The organism is Curtobacterium sp. 8I-2, from assembly GCF_902506155.1.
GTDB lineage: Bacteria > Actinomycetota > Actinomycetes > Actinomycetales > Microbacteriaceae > Curtobacterium > Curtobacterium poinsettiae.
The window spans coordinates 719,869-740,885 of sequence record NZ_LR732827.1; the positions used below are offsets into that span (position 1 = coordinate 719,869).

16 protein-coding genes and 1 pseudogene are annotated in these 21,017 nt (G+C 70.1%); 5 read left to right on the forward strand and 12 right to left on the reverse strand.

Going from position 1 to position 21,017, the window contains the following annotated elements:
• Nucleotides 1–45 precede the first annotated feature (45 nt).
• The 5 genes from BOSE127_RS07090 to BOSE127_RS07110 all read left to right on the forward strand — a co-directional run bounded on the left by BOSE127_RS07090 (nt 46) and on the right by BOSE127_RS07110 (nt 6,517).
• The gene (locus tag BOSE127_RS07090; RefSeq protein WP_159556701.1) at nt 46–3,807 is read left to right on the forward strand and encodes a GDSL-type esterase/lipase family protein; all 3,762 of its coding nucleotides are present in this window, start codon (nt 46–48) and stop codon (nt 3,805–3,807) included.
• Nucleotides 3,808–3,905: 98 nt separating this feature from the next.
• On the forward strand, nt 3,906–4,304 hold the full coding sequence (locus tag BOSE127_RS07095; protein ID WP_017888693.1) for a hypothetical protein: 399 nt from the start codon (nt 3,906–3,908) through the stop codon (nt 4,302–4,304).
• A 264-nt stretch (nt 4,305–4,568) separates the two neighbouring features.
• A complete protein-coding gene (locus tag BOSE127_RS07100) occupies nt 4,569–4,781 on the forward strand; it encodes a hypothetical protein (RefSeq protein ID WP_159556703.1) in 213 nt (70 codons plus the stop codon).
• A 96-nt stretch (nt 4,782–4,877) separates the two neighbouring features.
• Complete coding sequence (locus BOSE127_RS07105) at nt 4,878–5,903, forward strand: sensor histidine kinase (RefSeq protein WP_017888691.1); 1,026 nt, start codon at nt 4,878–4,880, stop codon at nt 5,901–5,903.
• Nucleotides 5,900–6,517 carry a response regulator transcription factor gene (locus tag BOSE127_RS07110; protein ID WP_017888690.1) on the forward strand — a complete coding sequence of 206 codons (618 nt, stop codon included), beginning with the start codon at nt 5,900–5,902 and terminating at the stop codon, nt 6,515–6,517. Before BOSE127_RS07105 ends, BOSE127_RS07110 begins: the two co-directional genes overlap by 4 nt.
• An 85-nt stretch (nt 6,518–6,602) precedes the next feature.
• Here BOSE127_RS07110 and BOSE127_RS07115 read toward each other — a convergent pair whose 3' ends face one another.
• The 12 genes and pseudogenes from BOSE127_RS07115 to BOSE127_RS07170 all read right to left on the reverse strand — a co-directional run bounded on the left by BOSE127_RS07115 (nt 6,603) and on the right by BOSE127_RS07170 (nt 20,983).
• On the reverse strand, nt 6,603–7,664 hold the full coding sequence (locus BOSE127_RS07115; RefSeq protein WP_159556705.1) for an LLM class flavin-dependent oxidoreductase: 1,062 nt from the start codon (nt 7,662–7,664) through the stop codon (nt 6,603–6,605).
• Nucleotides 7,665–8,113: 449 nt separating this feature from the next.
• Nucleotides 8,114–8,740 (reverse strand): thymidine kinase, encoded by a 627-nt coding sequence (locus BOSE127_RS07120; RefSeq protein WP_071247330.1) that lies wholly within the window; start codon nt 8,738–8,740, stop codon nt 8,114–8,116.
• Nucleotides 8,740–9,366 carry a response regulator gene (locus tag BOSE127_RS07125; RefSeq protein ID WP_017888687.1) on the reverse strand — a complete coding sequence of 209 codons (627 nt, stop codon included), beginning with the start codon at nt 9,364–9,366 and terminating at the stop codon, nt 8,740–8,742. Before BOSE127_RS07125 ends, BOSE127_RS07120 begins: the two co-directional genes overlap by 1 nt.
• Before the next feature lie 61 nt (nt 9,367–9,427).
• Entirely contained in the window at nt 9,428–10,657 is a 1,230-nt protein-coding gene (locus tag BOSE127_RS07130) for a hypothetical protein (RefSeq protein WP_159556707.1), read from the reverse strand.
• Complete coding sequence (locus tag BOSE127_RS07135; protein ID WP_159556709.1) at nt 10,654–11,874, reverse strand: sensor histidine kinase; 1,221 nt, start codon at nt 11,872–11,874, stop codon at nt 10,654–10,656. Before BOSE127_RS07135 ends, BOSE127_RS07130 begins: the two co-directional genes overlap by 4 nt.
• A 170-nt stretch (nt 11,875–12,044) precedes the next feature.
• A complete protein-coding gene (locus BOSE127_RS07140) occupies nt 12,045–13,175 on the reverse strand; it encodes an Rv2578c family radical SAM protein (protein ID WP_159556711.1) in 1,131 nt (376 codons plus the stop codon).
• A 58-nt stretch (nt 13,176–13,233) separates the two neighbouring features.
• The gene (locus BOSE127_RS07145; RefSeq protein ID WP_017888683.1) at nt 13,234–14,721 is read right to left on the reverse strand and encodes a malate:quinone oxidoreductase; all 1,488 of its coding nucleotides are present in this window, start codon (nt 14,719–14,721) and stop codon (nt 13,234–13,236) included.
• 99 nt (nt 14,722–14,820) lie between these two features.
• Nucleotides 14,821–14,949: pseudogene (locus BOSE127_RS17340) on the reverse strand (malate:quinone oxidoreductase); the annotation flags it as partial.
• A 98-nt stretch (nt 14,950–15,047) separates the two neighbouring features.
• Nucleotides 15,048–16,100 carry an aspartate-semialdehyde dehydrogenase gene (locus BOSE127_RS07155; protein ID WP_017888682.1) on the reverse strand — a complete coding sequence of 351 codons (1,053 nt, stop codon included), beginning with the start codon at nt 16,098–16,100 and terminating at the stop codon, nt 15,048–15,050.
• 43 nt (nt 16,101–16,143) lie between these two features.
• Nucleotides 16,144–17,409, reverse strand: a complete 1,266-nt coding sequence (locus tag BOSE127_RS07160) for an aspartate kinase (RefSeq protein ID WP_017888681.1) — start codon at nt 17,407–17,409, stop codon at nt 16,144–16,146.
• A gap of 116 nt (nt 17,410–17,525) precedes the next feature.
• The gene (recR, locus tag BOSE127_RS07165) at nt 17,526–18,125 is read right to left on the reverse strand and encodes a recombination mediator RecR (protein WP_017888680.1); all 600 of its coding nucleotides are present in this window, start codon (nt 18,123–18,125) and stop codon (nt 17,526–17,528) included.
• Nucleotides 18,125–20,983: a DNA polymerase III subunit gamma and tau gene (locus tag BOSE127_RS07170; protein ID WP_159556715.1), complete on the reverse strand. Its 2,859-nt coding sequence runs from the start codon at nt 20,981–20,983 to the stop codon at nt 18,125–18,127. The genes recR and BOSE127_RS07170 overlap by 1 nt, the downstream gene beginning before the upstream one ends.
• Between the last annotated feature and the right edge of the window lie 34 nt (nt 20,984–21,017).

Consider the following 21,017-nt stretch of genomic DNA (forward strand, 5'->3'; position numbering starts at 1 on the left):
GACTCATTTTCCGGGAAGAGTTGGAAGCGGAGCACCGACGCCGTGGTGACCTCCACCGGGGATGCTGACGGCTTCTCGGTACTGCGGGGCACGGCGAAGAGCGGGTACGCGATGCAAACATTGACCACGCTTGCAGTGCCGGGGGTTGAGACCGACCAGTGGATCGGGAACACGTGCGTCACTGAGAACGGCGAGTACGTCGGCGTGGTTTACGGGCCGCGTGAGTTCACGAACGACGACCACGCGTTTAACGAGGGTGGATGGGCCGCCATCGTCGACACCGCAGACGGCTCTGTCCAGTCGCTCGGTCGGGGCTACTCGATGGCGTACTTCAACCCTGGTTGCAGTTCGACCAGCACCGTGGCGTTCTCACGCTTCGACGGCATCCGCACGCACATCGGTGCCGCCGACGCCGCGACCGGACGGCATCTCCTCGACGTCGCAGTCGATGGTCAGGTGACCTCGCCGATCGCACAGGAAGGCGGGCGCGTGCTCGCCGCTGGCCCTCACGGCATCCTGGACATCAGCGAGGACGGCGCTCGGTCGCTGGTGAAGACGCAGGGTGTTGCGTACGACCTCTCCCTCGCCGAGGACGGTGCCCTCTCCTGGATCGACCGGAAGGGCGACGTCGCCACGGTCCGGCGGCTTCACGACGCCGTCGATCCGTCCGGACCTGCCACACCGGAAGTAGTTGCGTCCGGAACGGTCAATCGAGTCGGCGTCCGTTCCGACGCTGCGGGTCGCACGTGGGTATTGGGCGCATCGAACGACCGACGCTCGGCCACACACACTTCACTGCGTTTCGCTCCTGATGTCGCCCCGACGAGCGAACTGTCCACCGAGGGAGCGGTAGCTTCCGAGACTCCGGAGGCTCTCGAAACGAACGGCGGGGCGCAAGTAGTTGTCCCACTCACGAGCACTGCCAGCGGGGCAACCGCGGAGGTCCGCGCGACCACGACTCCTGACGGGGTCCCAGCAGTCACTCAGAGCATCGACGGCACCCGCATCGACGGTCCGCGCCGCTCCGTCGCAACTCCCGCGCGCACCGCTCGCGTCACGCCGGCGGCAGCCACCGGTCTCGCCGCGACAACTGTCGGTTCGGCGAGCAACCCAGCCGAGGCCGAGCGCACCTGTGCTGTCGCGCGGAACGACGTCCGCATGCAGGCCGCACAACCTATGCCACGGCAGGTGGAGTGGGCGGTGAACCGGGCCGTGCGCGGCGAACTCACCGAAGCACGACCGGCGAACTGGCGTAACCTCGCGATGTCCGCGTACACGCCACAGGGCATGTTTCCCCGCACCGCGTTGACGGGCGGTGGCCAGATCCCGGATCAGGTGCTGCTGGGCGTCCTCATGCAGGAGTCAAACCTGTGGCAAGCATCGAGATACACGAGCCCCGGGGAGACCGGGAACCCGCTCATCGGGAACTACTACGGTACTGACCGCGACGCCTCGACCAGCGAGGCCTCGTTCTGGAAGGTCGCGTTCGACAATGCCGATTGCGGGTACGGCGTGGGCCAGATCACGGACGGGATGCGCGTCTCGAGCTCGTCGCCGGCGAACAACCCGGCGATGCCCGCAGCGAAGCAGCAGGCGGTCGCGGTGGACTACCAGGCGAACATCGCACGTGCGCAGCAGATGCTGGCGGCCAAGTGGAATCAGCTCCAGGCCAAGGGCATCACGATCAACAACAACGACCCCTCGAAAATCGAGAACTGGTTCGGGGCAGTGTGGATCTACAACACTGGCTACCAGGGCCCGGATGACAAGGGGTATGAGGGTCTCGGCTGGTCGAACAACCCGGGCAACCCCAACTACCCGCAGAACCGACTACCTTTCCTGGACGGACGTCCGTCCGACGCCTCCAAGCCGCAGAACTGGCCGTACCCCGAGAAGGTCATGGGTTTCGCCGCCTTCTCCCAGGGCCTGATCGAACGACAGACGGCGCGCGGTGGCCCTGAGGAGGTCGGTGGGTTTCGGACTGCATCGTGGAACGGTGGCGATGTGGAAGGCCCGCGCAACCGCAGCAAGGTGAAGCCTCCGCTGGATACTTTCTGCAACCCGAAGGTTAACGCGTGCAACACCGGCGCCGCTCCCGGATGCACCCGGGTCGACTCGCACTGCTGGTGGGAGGCCAAGGCGGTCTGGAAGCAGGACTGCGCGACCACCTGCGGCGTCGCGTTCCACCGCTTCTCGCCGGCATCGTCCTATATGACCGAGGCAAGCGCGTCCGTCGGCAAGTCGCCGAGCTTCCCGCCGGCCTGCGCGAGGACCGCCGAGCTGCCGTCCGTGGCAAAGATCGTGGACGACCTCAGTCTCTCGGTCGAGAGTTCGACTATGTCCCAGAAGCCCGTGAACCCAGCATGCGGGAGCCCCGTCGCGTCGCAAGGATCATTCCGGTTCGACTTCGGTCGTGCCTCCGACGGGTCATACCCATCGAAGATCGACACGCATCAGCTCGGCGGCGGCTTCAACGGGCATTTCTTCTTCACGCATACGAGGGCCGACGCCGCTGGTTACCCGTCCCGAGTCAGCGGGACATGGAACCTCGGCGAATCGATGGCTGGGAAGTGGGGACGCGTTTACGTCCATACTCCGGACCATGCCGCCTGGACGCAGCAAGCCGTCTACCAGGTGGACCGCGGGGACGGGAAGCCGGTGAGTCGTGCGCTCCCCCAACGGACCTACGCCAACACGTGGCGGTCCATCGGTGTCTTCCAGTTCAGTGGCACGCCGAAGGTCACACTGACAAATCTGACCGCTGACGGAGAAGACTACCTCGACGACATCGCCTGGGATGCGGTCGCGTTCGAGCCACTCAGCGCCAAGCCGAAGGACATCATCGTCAGCATGGGCGACTCGTTTTCCTCGGGTGAGGGCGCGCGGGGCACGAAGAACGGCAACCCCTACTACGCGGAGACAGACAACTTCGGCACCGAGGAGCGTTCCAGGAACGCCTGCCACCGCTCGGATGCGTCGTGGTCGCGCAAGGCAGCCGTCTCAACGTCGACGATGTCCATTGGTGCCCGGGCTGACGCGAATGACCCCACACTCGACTACCATTTCATCGCCTGCAGCGGCGCTGTGGCAGCCGATGTCAGCGCTAATGCGGCCGGAGAGCGAGGCACGAAGACCAGGGAACTCCCGCAGATCGAACAGGGCTACCTGGACGAGAACACGACCCTCGTCACGATCACGATCGGTGGGAACGACATCGGGTTTTCCGACGTGGTCCGACAGTGCGTCGTCGCGGGCAAGCTTCAGACCCCATGCCGCGAGCTCCCACAGCTATCGAACGGCAAGAGCTTGGAGAACAAGACCAAGGACCTCACGGACGCGTCCGAAGACAAGGTCCTTGAGGTACTTTCCTCGATCCAGCAAGCCGCGCCCAATGCGAAGATCGCAATCCTCGGGTACCCGCCGATGTTCTCGAACGGCGTTTCCTGCGTGAGCATCAAGGCCGTCGACCAAGAGTGGCTCGATGCCGCGGCCGAACACCTCAACGCGACGGTGAAAGCCGCCGCAGCACGGGCTAACCGAGCGGGACATGCCGTCTACTTCGGCGACCCCAAGACCACCTTCTCCGGCCGGAACATCTGTTCGAGCAGCCCTGCGATCAACGGCCTCGTAGAGTACGACGCGAAGAATGGGGGTACCCCTTGGAACGGGGACAAGCCCTTGGTCGACTTCCCTTGGCCCGGTGACAACGTGCAGTGGGGTGTGTCGCAGCAGAGCTTCCACCCAAATACCGTCGGCACAGGGCTGTACGCCACCGTCCTGCAGGACACACTCAGGGGACGCTATTGACAACTCAATCGCAGGCTCGTTCCGCCAGGGCTGGTTTCGCCCTCGCATTCCTCTTGTCCGTGACAGGATGCAGCGCTGAGGCGAAGGTCACTTCTAACATGGACGACGCCGCACGGCAGGTGCGGGAGCGCGTGGCGGTCGTGGCCGACGAGAGTGGGAGCCTCACCGAGCTGCGCCGTCGGGTAATAGCTGGCGAGGCCTACACGCTGCTCCTCCCGGACGCCAACCCCGAAGACATCCGGACGACCGAGCCCTTCCCGACGACGGCCATCACCGCGCTGCACTCAACCGGTGGCCGACTCGAGCTCGAGCTGTTCACCACCGGCCACGGGTCACGCCAGACCGGTTGGTTCGGTGACGAGGCGATCAACGTTTTCGGGTGCGCCCGGGTGACAGCGGAGCCCGGTGGGGGCGCCTCGGCGCGCGGCACGACCTGCGGTCGCACAGTGCTGGAGGTGTTCCCCGAACCATGGGAACAGGTCAGACTTCACCCCTGACGTCGCGAGGACGTGGAAGCCTGCATGCTCCTAGAAGACCGGGCGCCGCACCCCGTCCGGCTCGTCGCCGGTCAGGCCAGGGACCCAACGCCCGTTGCGGATGCTTGAGGCCTTCCAAGGCTCCCCCCTAAAAAAATGTTCAGAGTCAGAGGCTCCGCACGGGCCGTTGGACGACGCTCCGATGGAGAACGTGACCGCACCGGGTCAACGCTGCTCCTGCTCGACACGACTCCGGAGGAGATCCGGACGACGGAATCGTTCCCGGTGACGGTGATTACGGACCTCCGCCGTGACGGCAACCGCGTCAACGTCAACGTCAACGTCAACGTCAACGTCAAGATGTACACGACCGGGCAGGGCTCGTTCGGCGCGAGCTCGTTCGGCGACGAGTCCGTCAACGCATCGGGCATGCAGCGCGGCGACACCGTGTGGGCGGTGGTCGCCGCCCCCTGGGTCGAGGTCCGACTCCGTCCGTGATCGGGGCGCTCATCGTCGCGGCGATGTGTCCGGTGGCCCATCGTGCGGCGTGCGACACATCCGCGCGGCACCACGGCCGATACGCTCGCGACCGTCATGGACATCCCCGATCGACTCACTGCCCTCCTCGCGCAGATCGCCGCGCAGTTCCCCGACATCGCCGACGACCCGGTGCTGACGCAGAACCTGGTCGAGAACGTGACGTCGATGATCGCCGAGGCGCACGAGCGCTACGCAGCTGGAGCCGAGGCCAGCGTGGTGAGCAACGCCTACCTGGATCCCGACCACCTGGCGACCGGCAGTCTGCACGCCGAGCAGGCGCAGCACCCGGCCGGTGCCATGCTCGCGGCGGAGATGCTGTTCGACGCCTACCTGCCGGTCTTCGTCGACGAGGTCGGTGCGACGTCCACCGCCGAGGTCCTGCGGGCCACGAGGGCCCTGCACGCCGGCATCTGGAGCCGGTTCCCGGCCGGGGCAGTCGCGTACACGGAGGCACTGCGCCAACGCCTCACCACGGCGCACCTGGACTCCCGCACCCGGATCGCGCGGGACCTGCACGACCGCGTCGCCCACGGCATCCTCGCCGGGTTGCAGCGCCTCGACCTCGTCCTGCTGACGGACCCGCCGTCCGACGAGCGCGCCGACCAGCTCGAGGACGCCGCACGGCTGCTCCGGAGCGCCCTCGGCGACGTGCAGGACCTCGCGGTGAGCCTGCACGCCCGGGTCGGGGATGCCCTGCTCGACGATGCGCTCCGACGGCACGTGCGCGACCTGTTCCCCGACGACGACCGGCTGTCCATCGAGTCGACGGGGACGCCCGCTGCGCTGCCGAACTGGCAGGCCGAGGAAGCGCTGACGATCCTGCTCGAGGCGCTCACGAACCGCAGCAAGCACGCCCCGGGCTCGACGACCTCGGTGCGCTTCGCGTGGTCCGCCGCCGCCGTGGTCGTGACGGTCGCCGACGACGGCCCGGGCTTCGACGTGCAGGGCGACGCCGGCGGTCGCCTCGGGCAGCAGACGATGCGCGAGCGCGCCGCGGTGATCGGCGCTCGGCTCGCCGTCGAGAGCTCCCCGGGCACCGGCACCACCGTCCGCCTGACGATCCCGAAGGGCACCCTGTGACCGTCACCCACGTCGCCATCGTCGACGACCACCGGCTGTTCCGCGAAGGACTCGCCACGATCCTGGCCGCCGTCCCCACGATCCGCGTCGTCGCACACGGCGAACGACCGTCCGACGTCCTCGACTCCCCCGAGGCCGCCGCCATCGACGTCCTGCTCCTCGACGTCGAGCTCGACGGCCCGCCGGCGCGCACCACGATCGCCACCGTGCGCCGCACCCGCCCGGACATCCGCGTCGTGGTGCTCACGATGCACCGCGACGCCGTTCTCCGTCGTACCCTGCTCGACGCCGGTGCGGTCGACTTCGTCACGAAGGACACCCCGAGCCGCGAACTCGTCGACCGCATCGCCCGGGCAGCCCAGGCCGATGCGGCACCCGTCACGTTCCCCGTCGACCTGGTCACCGAGGCCCGTGCCGGCTCACCGTTGAGCGACCGCGAGCTCGAGGTCCTGCGACTCCTCGCCGCCGCGCGCACCAACGCCGAGATCGCCGCCGACCTGCAACTCGCGATCGGCACCGTCAAGCGGCACGTCTACAACGTCTTCCGCAAGCTCGACGTCGGGTCCCGCGTCGGGGCGGTCGCTGCAGCCACGCGCCTGGGCCTGCTCACCTGAGGCACCACACGAACGAGTGAGCAGAAGAAGTCGAGTCACGAGCGGTGGCCCGACATCTTCTGCTCACTCGACGAACGAACCCGGACTAGCCGACGGACGACGCCCCGGCGCCAGCTGACGCACCCGCGGGCACGAGCTTGCCGGCAGCGTGCAGCCCCGCCACGACGTCGAGCGCCTGGTGCCGGTACCGCGCCTGCGCAGCGCCAGGCGACACGATCACGCCGTTCGCCCCCGTCGAAGCCACGAGCGCGTTGATCTTCTCCGCGACCTGTTCGGCGTTGCCGTAGGCCTGACGCTCGGTGCGGGCCTCGATGAACCGACGCTCCAGGTCGTTGAACTCGTACGCACGCGCCTCGTCCATCGACACCGGCTCGGGCTTCCGGCCGGAGCGCATCCGGATGAACGAGATCATGCCCGGCGCGCTCTGCTCCTCGATCACGGCGGGGTCCTCGTCGGTGACGACCTGCACGCCGATCAGCGCGTTCGGCGTCTGCCGGAAGCGCGACGGACGGAACGAGTCGCGGTACAGGGCGAGCGCCGCCTCGGTGTTGTCCGACGCGAAGTGGTGGGCGAAGGCGAACGAGATGCCGAGCGCACCCGCGACCTGGGCGCTGTAGCCGGAGGACCCGAGCAGCCAGAACTCCGGCACGTCCCCGTACCCGGGCACGGCGCGGATGCGGGACAGCGGGTTCGCCTCGTCCATCCCGGTGAAGAAGCCGATGAGGTCGGCAAGCTGCTGCGGGAAGTCGTCGACGTCGAGTCGGTCGGTTCGGCGCAGCGCCATGGCGGTCGCGCCGTCGGTGCCGGGAGCGCGCCCGAGCCCGAGGTCGACACGGTCGCCGTACAGGGCACGGAGGGTGCCGAACTGCTCGGCAACGACGAGGGGTGCGTGGTTCGGCAGCATGACGCCACCGGATCCGATGCGGATCGTCGAGGTGGCCGCGCCCACCGCGCTCAGCAGCACCGCCGGGGCCGAGGACGTGATGCCCGGCATCCCGTGGTGCTCGGCGACCCAGAACCGCTCGTACCCGAGCTGCTCGGCGTGCACGGCCATGTCGACGGACCCCTGCAGGGCCTCGGTGTTGGACTGGCCGTACTCGCGTGTGGCCAGGTCGAGGACGGACAGGTGCAGGGTGTCGTCGGTCATGTGGTCACCAACGCGCTCCGGCGCACCTGCATTCCACGCGGCACCGGGACCTCGACCGGTCAGGACATGCCGCCGCACCGCCGCCGACCGGTCACCAGGTGACGCTTGGAGGTTGCGGCACCGACAGTCCGCGACCACTCGGCTGACGCACGCGGCGTGCCCTGGACGCGCGATGCGACGGCCAGGAGGCCCGTGGCGGGGCCGCGCCGCGCCTCCCGGCCGGCCTTCGGTTCCGTCTCGGACGCCGAGCGGTCACGACGTGCCGCGCGCGCCTTTCGGACCGGTCACGGACGGTCGCTCGACGGGCGCACCGCCGACGCGGCGTGACCGCGCGGCGAACCGAAGCGGGGTGTCGTGACCGGCGAGCGGACACGATCAGGGCGCATCACCGACGGAACGAGACCACTCGACGAATCCGACCTCGTGTCGTCGTCAGCCGGCACGAGCGGTCAGGCGCCGTCGAGGCGGCCGCCGGACTCCGTCAGGTAGCAGTTGGCGCAGAGCGACTCGTAGGCGACGTCGACGCCGTCGATCGCGACCTGGGAGCCGTCGAAGACGAACCGGCCGTCGACCGTGCGGGCGTTGAAGACAGCCTTGCGGCCGCAGCGGCAGATGGTCTTCAGCTCTTCGAGGGAGTGCGCGACCTCGAGCAGGCGGGCGCTGCCGGGGAACGCCTCGGTGCGGAAGTCCGTGCGGATGCCGTAGGTGATGACCGGGATCTCGTCGAGCACCGCGATGCGCAGCAGGTCGTCGACCTGCCGCGGGGTGAGGAACTGCGCCTCGTCGACGAGCACGCAGCTGACGGGCCGCACCATGCCGTCCAGGCGGTCCGACTCGGGGTCGACGGCACCGGCGGCGGTGACCGCCTGGCGCACGTCGGCGTCCGGCGAGAACACGATGTCGACGGTCCGGGTGACGCCGAGGCGGGAGACGATCTCACGGTCGCCCTTGGTGTCCACCGCGGGCTTGGCGAGCAGCACCCGGTGCCCGCGCTCCTCGTAGTTGTAGGCGGCCTGCAGCAAGCCCGTGCTCTTGCCGCTGTTCATCGCGCCGTAGCGGAAGTAGAGCTTCGCCACTACGCGAGGAACCCGTCCTCGGCGGCCCGACGGATGAGGTCGGACTTCTTCGAGGCGGGGCGGCCCACCTTGCTGTACTTCTCGCGCACGCGACGCAGGTAGGTCTTCGCGGTCTCGTACTGCACGTTCATCTGCGCGGCGACCTCGTTCGTCGAGTAGCCGGACACGTAGAGCCGCAGCGCCTCTTCCTCACCGGCGCTGAGCTTCGGCCGCTGGTGCGCGGTGGCCCCCGTCGGCAGCGGACGCCACTCGCGGGGCTGCGGGGTCTCGCGGGCGACGCCCATGATCTCGCGCGCGACGTCCATGACCTCGCGCATCGGCAGCGACTTCGACAGGAACGCCGCGGCGCCGGCGGCCAGGGCGCGGTCGCGGGACTCACGGCTGTCGACGCTCGAGAGCACGATCACCTTCGCTCCGGCGGCACGGCAGGTGCGCACGCGGGCTTCGATGGAGACGGGTTCCTTGAGCTGGAAGTCGAGGAACACGAGGTCGGTCGGGAAGCTGTCACTGTGGACCATCTCGAGCCAGGTGTGCGCGGTCAGGGCCAGGTCGAAGTCGAACGCGTTCACCGCGATCCAGCTCGACAGGCTGTCCAGCAGCACCTCGTGGTCGTCGAGGATGGCCAACCGAACACGTCGTGCTCCCGGGTTCGGGAGGGACGGCGACCCCTCCGAGAGCCTGTTCGGGTCAGTGCTGGTCATAGGAGAACCTTAGTGCGAGGGCGGAAGGACGGACTGCGACGTCGAGGTCGGGGAACGTCACGCGGAGGACGGCGAAGTACGGGTCGAAGGTGCGGTGGATGCCGATGTCGGAGTCCGCGACGGCGAGCTCCATGTCGACCTCCACGCGGGCTGGTGGCGTGGCTGGCGTCGGCGCACCAGCCGGCGACGCGGGGCCCGGCGTGGGGCCTGACGTATCGTCGGCTCGTCGCACCGTCGTCCGGAACCCGGCCGGGTCGACCGTCGAGGCGCGCAGGGCCGCTCGGACGAAGGTGCGGACCACCGTCCGCTGGTCGGTGTCGAGCGTCGCGATGAGGCCGTCGGGGTCGTCGACCAGCGGTGCTGCACCGCCGTCCACCCGGACGGCGAGCTCGAACCAGGTGCGGTCCGCGTCGGCGACCATCGATGCCCGGATGCCGTCGGCGATCGCACGCGCACGGGCACGGTCGGCGTCGGTGATGACGTCGCGCGTGCGGAGCTCGGCGAAGAACGGGGCGACGTCACGGGACAGGATGGTCGAACGGTCCAGCTGCACGCTCGCCGCGATGCCGTCCCGCTCGGCGCGAGCGACGGAGTACGACCCGGCACGGATCTGCACCCGCTCGGCGAGCCCCGTGAAGGTCCGTGCGAACACCGCCGCAGCAGCGGTCAGCACGAGTGTCGGGGCCGCGGCCAGGAACGCCGCGACGGCGACCGGCACCTCGTGCGGGAACTCCGCTGCGCCCGCCCCCCAGGCGACGGCGTTGACCGCGGCCAGCACGAGCCCGCCGATCGTCAGGTCCGTCCACGGTCGGTACGGGGCGACCATCACGATGCCCGTCGCGGTGAGCAGGGACATGAAGTCGTTCAGGGCGCTGCGGTCCGGCCCCCACTGCGCGGCGATGCTCGCGACCGAGGCCAGGCCGAGCAACCCGACGTGTGCGATGAAGGCCCAACGGGGGAACGGTGCGCGGAACGGACTCGAGGCGGTGAACACCACCACCGCCGAGGCCGCGACGAGCAGCACCGTGAGGGCGCTCAGCGTGGGGCTGCCCACGACGTCGCGGTCGAAGATCGACACGAGCAGGGCCCAGACGACGCTGCCCGCCCCGAGCACGACGACGAGCGGACGGGACCCCATCGCGCCGAGCGGGTCGTACTGCTGCGCGGTGCGGCGGGGACCAGGGCGGGTCGCCCGGCCCGGACGGACCGCGGTCACCGCACAGCCCCTCGGTCGTCGGCGGCGGCCGGCACGGTGACGGCACCGGTGGCCGGCACGTACGGCACCGTCATCATCACGCTCGTCCCGGAACCCGGTGACGACCAGATCTGGACGTCACCCCCGACCCGTCCGATGCGGTCGCGGACCGACCCGCGGAGCCCCATCCGGTCGGCGCCGGTGGCGTCTTCGTCGAACCCACGACCGTCGTCCACGACCATGACGGTGCAGGACGCACTGTCGTCGAAGACGCTGACCTCGGCTGCGTCGGTGCCGGCGTGCTTCCGCACGTTCGCCAGGCACTGCGCGACGGCCCGGACGATCGCCGACAGTGCGCGTTGGTCGAGGCGGTCGAGCGCCGAGGTGTCACCGGACACGGTGACGTCGAGTCCGAGCGCACGGTGCTCGTCGACCATGCTGCCGAACGTCTCGGCCGCCGCACCCGGGCGCGGACGGGCGGCCGGGGCGAGCCAGCCCTTGCCGGTGAGCACCGCGACGTCGGCGTCGACGGTCTCGGCGAGGTGCGGGTCCATCGGACCGTCCGGTGCCAGCGCGATGGCGCCGAGGTGGTTGAGCACCGTGTCGTGCAGGATCGCGGATGCCTCGGCCTCGACCCCGGCACGGTAGGCGGAGACGTGCTCTTCACGGGCCGAGCGCAGGAGCTCGGGCTGCACCCGTTCGCTCCGCCCCGTGCTGCGGGTCGTGAAGAGCACGAGCGAGACCACGAAGCCCAGGGTGATCCAGGCCAGGATGAGCGGCCGGGGCGGCGCACCGTCCTGCGCGATGGCGATCCAGGTGGCGAGTCGCCCGGTCAGGAAGCCCACGAACGACCACAGCACGACGCGTCGCGGCACGGCACCGGCTCCCCCGACCAGGATGAGCGGGATCACCGCGAGGGACATCAGGTACGAGGTCACCCAGCCGGTCGGGACCTGCTGCTGGACCCCGACGGCGAACCACCAGGCGCAGACGCCGCCGACCGCCAGGAACGCGATCGCCGAGAGCCGGGTGCCGAACTGCACGTGCACGCCGATCATGGCGAGCATGGGGACGACCGCCAGCGCGGTGCCGACCACCTGCACCCCGGGCTCGGACAGGCCGTAGAGCACGAGCGTGATCACCGCGGCCAGCAGGGACCCGACGGCGCCGGCGTGGAAGGCGCGCACGGTCGACCACGCGTTCACTCGCGGCGCGAGGTGCGTGGGGATGCCGAGCACGAGGTGAGTCCTTCCGGGTGGCGAGGGCGCCGTCCACGATCCAACCACCGGAGCAGCGGCCGTGTACCCCGAAACCCGGGCCGTACGGCGACCCGCTCGATGATAGCCGCCCGACCCCGGGTCTTGCTGTCCCCCGAACGTGGACCGGCCAGCGCCCGGCGGATGACCGATCAGAAGAGCGTCTGCGACACCTGGGGCCGGAGCGACCGTCGGTCGAACCCGGGGTCGGCACGCTTCAGCGGCGAGACCGTCGGCACCGACTGCTCCTGCGGCGGGCCGTCCGGCACACCCGGCGGCAGCGCACGCGGCCCCGAGAACCCCATCGACCCCGTGGCCGGGTCCACCCGCCCGAGCCCCACCCCGTGCGCCGCCAGGATCGGCCGGATGCGCTCCGACAACCACCGCCGGTAGTCCTTGGGTGCGTAGGTGTTGTCGAGGTACATCGCGCGGTACCGCTGCACCAGGTCGGGCCGTTCACGGCCGAGCCACTCGAACCACCACGGCTTCACACCCGGCCGCAGGTGCAGCGCCGAGTACGTGATGCTCGTCGCTCCGGCCGCGACCGACCGACCGACGGCGTCGTCGAGGTGCGCCCGGGTGTCGGTGATGTACGGCAGCACGGGCATCAGGAACACGGAGCAGTCGAGCCCCGCGTCACGGATGGCACGCACGGTCGCGAGCCGCGCCGACGTCGTCGGGGTGCCCGCCTCGACCGACTGCTGCAACGAGTCGTCGTACACGGCGATCGACATCGCGAGGTCCACCGGCACGACCTTCGCCGCCTCGGCCAGGAGCGGCAGGTCGCGCCGCAGCAGCGTGCCCTTCGTCAGGATGCTGAACGGAGTGCGCGACTCCGCCAGCGCCTCGATCACCCCGGGCATCAGCCGGTAGCGTCCCTCGGCCCGCTGGTACGGGTCGGTGTTCGTGCCGAGGGCCACCGGGTGGCGGTCCCACGTGGGCTTGCCGAGCTCACGACGCAGCACGTCGGCGACGTTCGTCTTCACCACGATCTGCTGGTCGAAGTCGGCGCCGCCGTCGAACTCCAGGTACGTGTGCGTCGGGCGGGCGAAGCAGTACACGCAGGCGTGGCTGCACCCGCGGTAGGGGTTGATCGTCCAGCCGTACGTGCCGGACCCGTCTGCGCTCGGCACCCGGTTCAGGGCGCTCTTCGCCAGGACCTCGTGGAAGGTCACCCCGGCGAACTCGGGCGTCGTCACGCTCCGGACGAACCCGCTGTTCGATTCCATCCCGGGCAGCGCGTCGCTCTGCTCCGCGTCGATCGCCTGTCCACTCCACCGCATGTCGTCATTCGAACACACGTTCGAACGGACTGCAAGCCGGAGCGGATCGCTGCAGGCCTCAGTGGTGCAGGCCGAGCACCTTCGCCGTGCGCTCGAGCGTGGCGTCGGCCAGCTCCGGGTCGTCACCGAGGTCCTGCCCGTACGTCGGCACCATGGCGCGGACGTCGTCCTGCCAGCCGTCCCACCGGTCGGGGAAGCACCGGTGCAGCATCGTGAGCATGATCGGCACGGCCGTCGACGCACCCGGTGACGCCCCGAGCAGCCCCGCGATGGAGCCGTCGGCGGCGGTGATGACCTCGGTGCCGAACTGGAGCACGCCGCCCTTGTCCTTGTCGGGCTTGATCACCTGGACGCGCTGTCCGGCCGTGATGCGGTGCCAGTTCTCGGGCTCGGCGCTCGGCATGAAGTCACGGAGCGCCTCGAACTTGGTGCGCTTCGAGGCGAGGAGCTGACCGACCAGGTAGCGGACCAGGTCGAAGTTCGAGAACGCCACGCTCAGCATCGGGCGGAGGTTGTGCGGTCGGATCGAGCGGAACAGGTCGAGCACCGATCCCTGCTTCAGGAACTTCGGGCTGAACCCGGCGTACGGGCCGAACATCAGCGACGAACCACCGTCGACGATGCGGGTGTCGAGGTGCGGCACCGACATCGGCGGGGCACCGACACTCGCCTTGCCGTAGACCTTGGCCGAGTGCTTCTGCACCACCTCGGGGTCGTCGGTCCGCAGGAACTCCCCCGACACCGGGAAACCGCCGTAGCCGCGGATCTCGGGGATGCCGGACTTCTGCAGCAGGTGCAGGGCGCCACCACCGGCGCCGACGAAGACGAACTTCGCGGCGATCCGCTGCGTCGACCGACCGATCTCGTTGCGGACGTTGAGCACCCAGCCCTCGGACACCTTCGAGCGGGTCAGGTTGGTGACCTGGTGCGAGGGCTCCATCTCGACGCCGTCGAGCTCGAGCTGGTCGAAGAGCTGGTGGGTGAGCGACCCGAAGTCGACGTCCGAGCCGGCCGCCGAGTACGTCGCAGCGATCGGCTGGTCCTTCTTGCGACCGGGGATGAGCGCCGGTGCCCACTGCCGGATCTGTGCGGGGTCGTCGGAGAACTCGATGCCGGCGAAGAGCGGGTGGTCGCGCATCGCTTCGTACCGCGCACGCATGTAGGCGACGTTGGCCTCGCCCCAGACGAAGGAGATGTGCGGCGTCGGGTTGATGAAGTTCGTCGGTTCCGGCAGCACGCCGGTCTCGACCAGGTGCGCCCAGAACTGTCGCGAGACCTGGAACTGTTCGTTGACCGTGACCGCCTTCGCGATGTCGACGCGGCCGTCCGGCAGTTCGGGCGTGTAGTTCAGCTCGCACAGCGCCGAGTGCCCGGTCCCCGCGTTGTTCCACGGGTTCGAGGACTCCTGCGCGACCGTGCCGAGCCTCTCGTACACGCGGATCTTCCAGCTCGGTTCGAGCTTGTGGATGATGGCCCCGAGCGTGGCACTCATGATGCCTCCGCCGATCAGGACGACGTCGATGGGGTCCACCTGCTTCTCTGCCACCCGTCGATCCTACCGGCGTCCCCCGACAGACGGACGGGAGGCCCGTGGCGGTGTCGCCACGGGCCTCCCGTCCGTCTGCTGGTCGCGCTCGGCGCGCGNGCCGAGCCTCTCGTACACGCGGATCTTCCAGCTCGGTTCGAGCTTGTGGATGATGGCCCCGAGCGTGGCACTCATGATGCCTCCGCCGATCAGGACGACGTCGATGGGGTCCACCTGCTTCTCTGCCACCCGTCGATCCTACCGGCGTCCCCCGACAGACGGACGGGAGGCCCGTGGCGGTGTCGCCACGGGCCTCCCGTCCGTCTGCTGGTCGCGCTCGGCGCGCGCTACGCGTCGACGGAGCGACGCGCGACGATGGTCTCGGCGATCTGCACCGCGTTGAGCGCGGCGCCCTTGCGCAGGTTGTCGTTGCTGACGAACAGCACCAGGCCGCGGCCCTCGGGCGCGGACTGGTCGGCGCGGATGCGGCCGACGAACGCCGGGTCCTGGCCCGCGGCCTGCAGCGGGGTCGGGACGTCGGACAGCTCGACGCCGGGCGCGCTCGACAGGATCTCGGTCGCGCGCTCGGGCGACAGCGGACGCTCGAACTCGGCGTGCACCGAGATGGAGTGACCGGTGAACACGGGGACGCGCACGCACGTGCCCGCGACGAGCAGGTCGGGGAGCTCGAGGATCTTCCGGCTCTCGTTGCGGAGCTTCTTCTCCTCGTCGGTCTCGCCCAGACCGTCCTCGACGATGCTGCCGGCGAGCGGCACGACGTCGAACGCGATCGGGCGGACGTACTTGACCGGCTCGGGGAACGTCACGGCGGATCCGTCGTGCGTCAGCGCAGCGGTGTCCTGCTCGAGGGCGGCCTTCGCCTGGCCCAGGAGTTCCTCGACGCCGGCGAGCCCGGAGCCGGAGACCGCCTGGTAGGTCGTGGCGACGAGGCGACGGAGCCCGGACTCGGTGTCGAGCACCTTGAGCACCGGCATGATCGCCATGGTCGTGCAGTTCGGGTTCGCGATGATGCCCTTGGGCGCCTGGTCGATGGCGTGCGGGTTCACCTCGCTCACGACGAGCGGGACGTCGGGGTCCATGCGCCAGGCGCTCGAGTTGTCGACGACGAGCGCCCCGGCGGCGGCGAACTTCGGCGCGAGGGCCCGCGAGGCGGTGGCCCCGGCGGAGAACAGCGCGATGTCGATGCCGGACGGGTCGGCGAGCTCGGAGTCCTCGACCACGATCTGCTCGCCGCGGAACGGCAGCGTCGTGCCGGCGGAACGAGCGCTCGCGAAGAAGCGGACCCGGTCGGCCGGGAACGCGCGCTCCTCGAGCAGGCGGCGCATCACGGCGCCGACCTGGCCGGTGGCGCCGACGACGGCGACGGTGAGGGTGGTCATGCGGTGCTCCTGGTGGTTCAGCGGATCAACGAGCCGGCGGGTGTCAGCGGCCGGTGCCGGCGTAGACGACGGCCTCGGCGTCGGCGTCGAGGCCGAACGCGCTGTGCACGACCCGCATCGCCTCGTTCAGGGTGTCGGCGCGGGTCACGACCGAGATGCGGATCTCGGACGTGGAGATCATCTCGATGTTGATCGACGCGTCGTGCAGGGCGCGGAAGAGCTGCGCCGAGACACCGGCGTTCGTGCGCATCCCAGCGCCGACCAGGGCGAGCTTGCCGATCTGGTCGTCGTACTGGATGCTCTCGTAGCCGATGTCGGCCTTTGCGACCTCGAGTGCCGTCAGCACCGTCTGGCCCTGGTCCTTCGGCAGGGTGAACGAGATGTCCGTCCGCCCGGTCGACGCAGCCGACACGTTCTGGACGATCATGTCGATGTTCGCCCCGGCGCGCGCGACGTTGGTGAAGATCTCGGCGGCCTTGCCCGGCTGGTCCGGGACCCCCACGACGGTGATCTTCCCCTCGGAGAGGTCTCCGGCGATCCCGGTGATGATCGGTTCTTCCACGGTTTCCCCCTCGGCAGGGTTGTAGACGATGGTGCCCTCGTTGTTGTTGAACGAGGACCGGACGTGCAGCGTGACCCCGTGCCGACGGGCGTACTCGACGGCGCGGATGTACAGGACCTTGGCACCCGAGGCTGCGAGCTCGAGCATCTCCTCGCTGGTGACGCGGTCGACCTTGCGGGCCTTCGGCACGACACGGGGGTCGGCGGTGAAGATGCCGTCGACGTCGGTGTAGATCTCGCAGACGTCGGCGTCGAGCGCTGCGGCGAGGGCGACGGCCGTGGTGTCGGAGCCGCCGCGACCGAGCGTGGTGATCTCGCCCGTGGTGCGGTTGAAGCCCTGGAACCCGGCGACGATCGCGACGTGGCCGGAGTCGAGCGCCTCACGCACGCGCTTCGGGGTGACGTCGACGATGCGGGCCTTGCCGTGCTGGGCGTCGGTGAGCATGCCGGCCTGGCTGCCGGTGTACGACGACGCTTCGACCCCGAGGCTCTTGATCGCCATCGCGAGCAGCGCCATCGAGATGCGCTCCCCCGCGGTCAGGAGCATGTCGAGTTCACGGCCGGCGGGGATCGGCGTGACGGAGTGCGCCAGGTCGACGAGTTCGTCGGTGGTGTCGCCCATCGCCGACACCGCCACGACCACGTCGTTGCCGGCCTTCTTCGTCTCGACGATCCGCTTCGCCACGCGCTTGATGCTCTCGGCGTCCGCGACGGATGAACCACCGAACTTCTGCACGATCAAGGCCACTGGCTGGTACTCCCGGAGACGGCGACACCGCGAGGTCACGCGGTCTCACAATGGTAGAGGGTGTTTCGGGGATGTTGCGTGCGAGTGGGCCCCGACGCAAGGATCCTGCGTGGGGGTCAGCCGCCGACGACGCGGCGGCCTTCGAAGGCACGACCGAGCGTGACCTCGTCGGCGTACTCCAGGTCGCCACCGACCGGCAACCCCGACGCGAGCCGCGTGGTGCGGATGCCCATCGGGACGAGCAGCCGGCTGAGGTAGGTCGCCGTCGCCTCGCCCTCGAGGTTGGGGTCGGTCGCGATGATGACCTCGGCCACGGTGCCGTCGGCCAGGCGCGTCATGAGCTGCTGGATGCGCAGGTCGTCCGGGCCGATGCCGTCGATCGGGCTGATCGCCCCGCCGAGCACGTGGTACAGCCCACGGAACTCGCGGGTCCGCTCGATCGCCGCGACGTCCTTCGCCTCTTCCACCACGCAGATGGTGGCGGGCGAACGACGCGGGTCACGGCAGATGCTGCACTGCACGTTCTCGGTGACGTTGCCGCAGATCTCGCAGAAGCGGACCCGCTCCTTGACGTCGGCGAGCAGCTCGGACAGTCGGCTCGGGTCGAACGACTCGGTCTGCAGGATGTGGAAGGCGATGCGCTGCGCCGACTTCGGGCCGATGCCGGGCAGGCGGCCGAACTCGTCGATGAGGTCCTGGACGATCCCGTCGTACATCAGGCACCGTCCTGGTGGAGGGCGGTCTCCTCGATGAACTGAGCGTTGAGGATCTCACGCACGACCGCCTCGCCGTACCGACCCGCGACCGGCGCGCGGCGCGCGGGCGGCGCGGTGCGCGGAGCAGCGGCGGCAGGTGCCGACGGCTGGGACGCGCGCTGCGGCGCGGCCTGCTGCGCCGGGGCCGCCGGCGCGGCGGCTGCGGTCGCCGCGCCGCGACCGATCCCCGGGTCGGGGAACGGTGCGCCGTCGTCGTACGGTTCGTCGTCGAGCGGGTAGTCGTCGACGGGAACGCCAGGCACGACGGTACCGCCGGGAGGCACGGCTGCCGCTCCGGACGCCGCCTGCTGCCCCGGGCTGGTCGGCTGGTCGGGCTGCCCACCCGTGGCACCAGCAGGTCGCGCGGGTGCTGCTGGCTGCGTCGGCTCCGTCGTGGTGGTCTCGGCGGGGGCGACCGGTGCGGACGCCGGTGCGGTGCCGAACGGTGCTGCCCAGCTCGGCTCGACGGACTCCGGGACGGCGTCGGCGGTGGGGTCGTTTGCGGGGATCGTCGCGACCGCCCAGTCGGTCACCGGTGCGCCCGAGGGAGCAGGGGTGGGATCGGCGGGTGCCGCGTCACGCTGCGGCGCGGGCGAGGTCGGTGCTCCGGGGGCCGGCGCGGCCTCCGGTGCCGGCGCGGCCTTCGCCGCCTGCTGTTCCGACACAGCCTCGGGTACCGCTGCTGCCGCAGGGGCTGCTTCCGGCTCCGCAGCTGCAGCGGGCACTGCCTGCGACTCCGGCGCCGGAGCAGCCGTTGTCGCGGGCGCAGGCGCGTCAGCAGACTTCGGCGCCGGGGACTCCGGTGCCGCGGCGGCGGGGGCCTGGGCAACGGGAGCCGGACGCTGGGCCGGCGCAGCCTGCTGCGCCGGAGCAGGTTGCTGGGCCGGAGCCGGTTGCTGGGCCGGAGCCGGTTGCTGGGCCGGAGCCGACTGCTGCTGCTGCTGCTGCTGCTGCTGCTGCGGACGCTGCTGCTGACCCGGCCCGCGGGCGACGAACTTCACGCGGAGCCCGAGCACGTCGACGATGGCGGCGCGCAGCAGTTCGCTGACGCTGGCCGAGGGATCGGACATCTCCTTGAACGAAGCGACGTCCTGCTGACTCGGGAACGTCAGCGTCAGGACGTCGTCGCGGAGCGCGGTGACCTGCGCCGTGACGACCACCGACCACGCCGAACGCTTGGCGTGCTGCACGTGCTCGACGATCTGCGGCCAGGAGTCACGCATCTGCTGGAAGCCGACGGCACCGACGGTCCGGACGGCGGGCTCGTCGCCGATCGTCGTGCCCTGACCGGTGGACGACGGACTGACCGGCTCGGCCGCCGACTTCGCGTCCTGGGGCTTCGAGGCCCCGGTCGAGGTCGGCGTCTGCGCGGGCCCTTCCGGAGCGCTCGGAGCGACCGCGGCCCAGGACGCCGCGGCGTCGCGAGCAACGGCCCCGGAATTGGCCCGGGGCGCGCTCTGCTGTGCAGCCGGGCGCTCGGGGGCCGTCGTGCGAGCCGCAGCCGGTGCCGGAGCGGGCGTCGGAGCGAGGGAGGGAGCAGGAGCTGCGGGAGCCGCGGCCGCCGGCTGCTCACGACGCGGTGCAGCGGCGACGGCCGGAGCGGACTGCTCACCGGCGCCGACCTGGTGCCCACCGGCGTCGTGTCCACCGACGTCACCGACACCGACGCGACGTTCCAGGCGCTCCACCCGGGCGAGGGCTCCGCGCTGGGTGTCGTCGGCCTCGGGCACGAGCATCCGGGCCGTCATGAGTTCGAGGTGCAACCGGGGCGAGGTCGCACCGGTCATGTCGGTGAGGGCACGGTTCGCGATGTCGGCGGAGCGTGAGAGCCCCGTCGCACCGAAGACCCCGGCCTGGCGGCTCATGGTGTCGAGCTCTTCCGGCGAGACGCCGCGCAGGACGGCGGCGGCGCTCTCGTTCGTCGCCGCCACGACGATCAGGTCGCGCAGGCGCTCGAGCAGGTCCTCGACGAAGCGGCGGGGATCCTGCCCGGTCTGCACGACGCGGTCGATCGCGGCGAAGGCGGAAGCCGGGTCGGCGACGGCCAGGGCGTCGACGACGTCGTCGAGCAGGGCTGCGTCGGTGTAGCCGAGCAGGGCGACGGCACGCTCGTAGGCGATCGCACCGTCTTCGCTGCCGGCCATCAGCTGGTCGAGCAGCGACAGGGTGTCACGGACCGACCCGCCACCCGCGCGCACCACCAGGGGAAGGACGCCGGGTGCCACGGAGACGGACTCCTGCGTGCAGAGCTGCTCGATGTACTCGAGCATCACCGCGGGCGGGACGAGCCGGAACGGGTAGTGGTGGGTGCGCGACCGGATGGTGCCGATGACCTTCTCGGGCTCGGTCGTCGCGAAGATGAACTTGACGTGCTCCGGGGGTTCCTCGACCAGCTTGAGCAGCGCGTTGAAGCCCTGCGGCGTCACCATGTGCGCTTCGTCGAGGATGAAGATCTTGTAGCGGTCGCGGGCCGGGGCGAACACGGCACGGTCGCGCAGGTCACGTGCGTCGTCGACACCGTTGTGGCTCGCCGCGTCGATCTCGATGACGTCGAGCGATCCGCTGCCGTCGCGGGCGAGTTCGACGCAGCTCGGGCAGACACCGCACGGGGTGTCCGTCGGACCTTCGGCACAGTTCAGGCAGCGCGCGAGGATGCGGGCCGAGGTCGTCTTGCCGCAGCCACGGGGCCCGCTGAACAGGTAGGCGTGGTTGACGCGGTTCGTGCGGAGCGCCGTGCGGAGCGGGTCGGTGACCTGCGACTGCCCGATCAGCTCGGCGAAGTTCTCGGGCCGGTAACGGCGATACAGGGCGGTGACCACGCGACAAGGGTAGCCGTCACGACCGACAACCCGC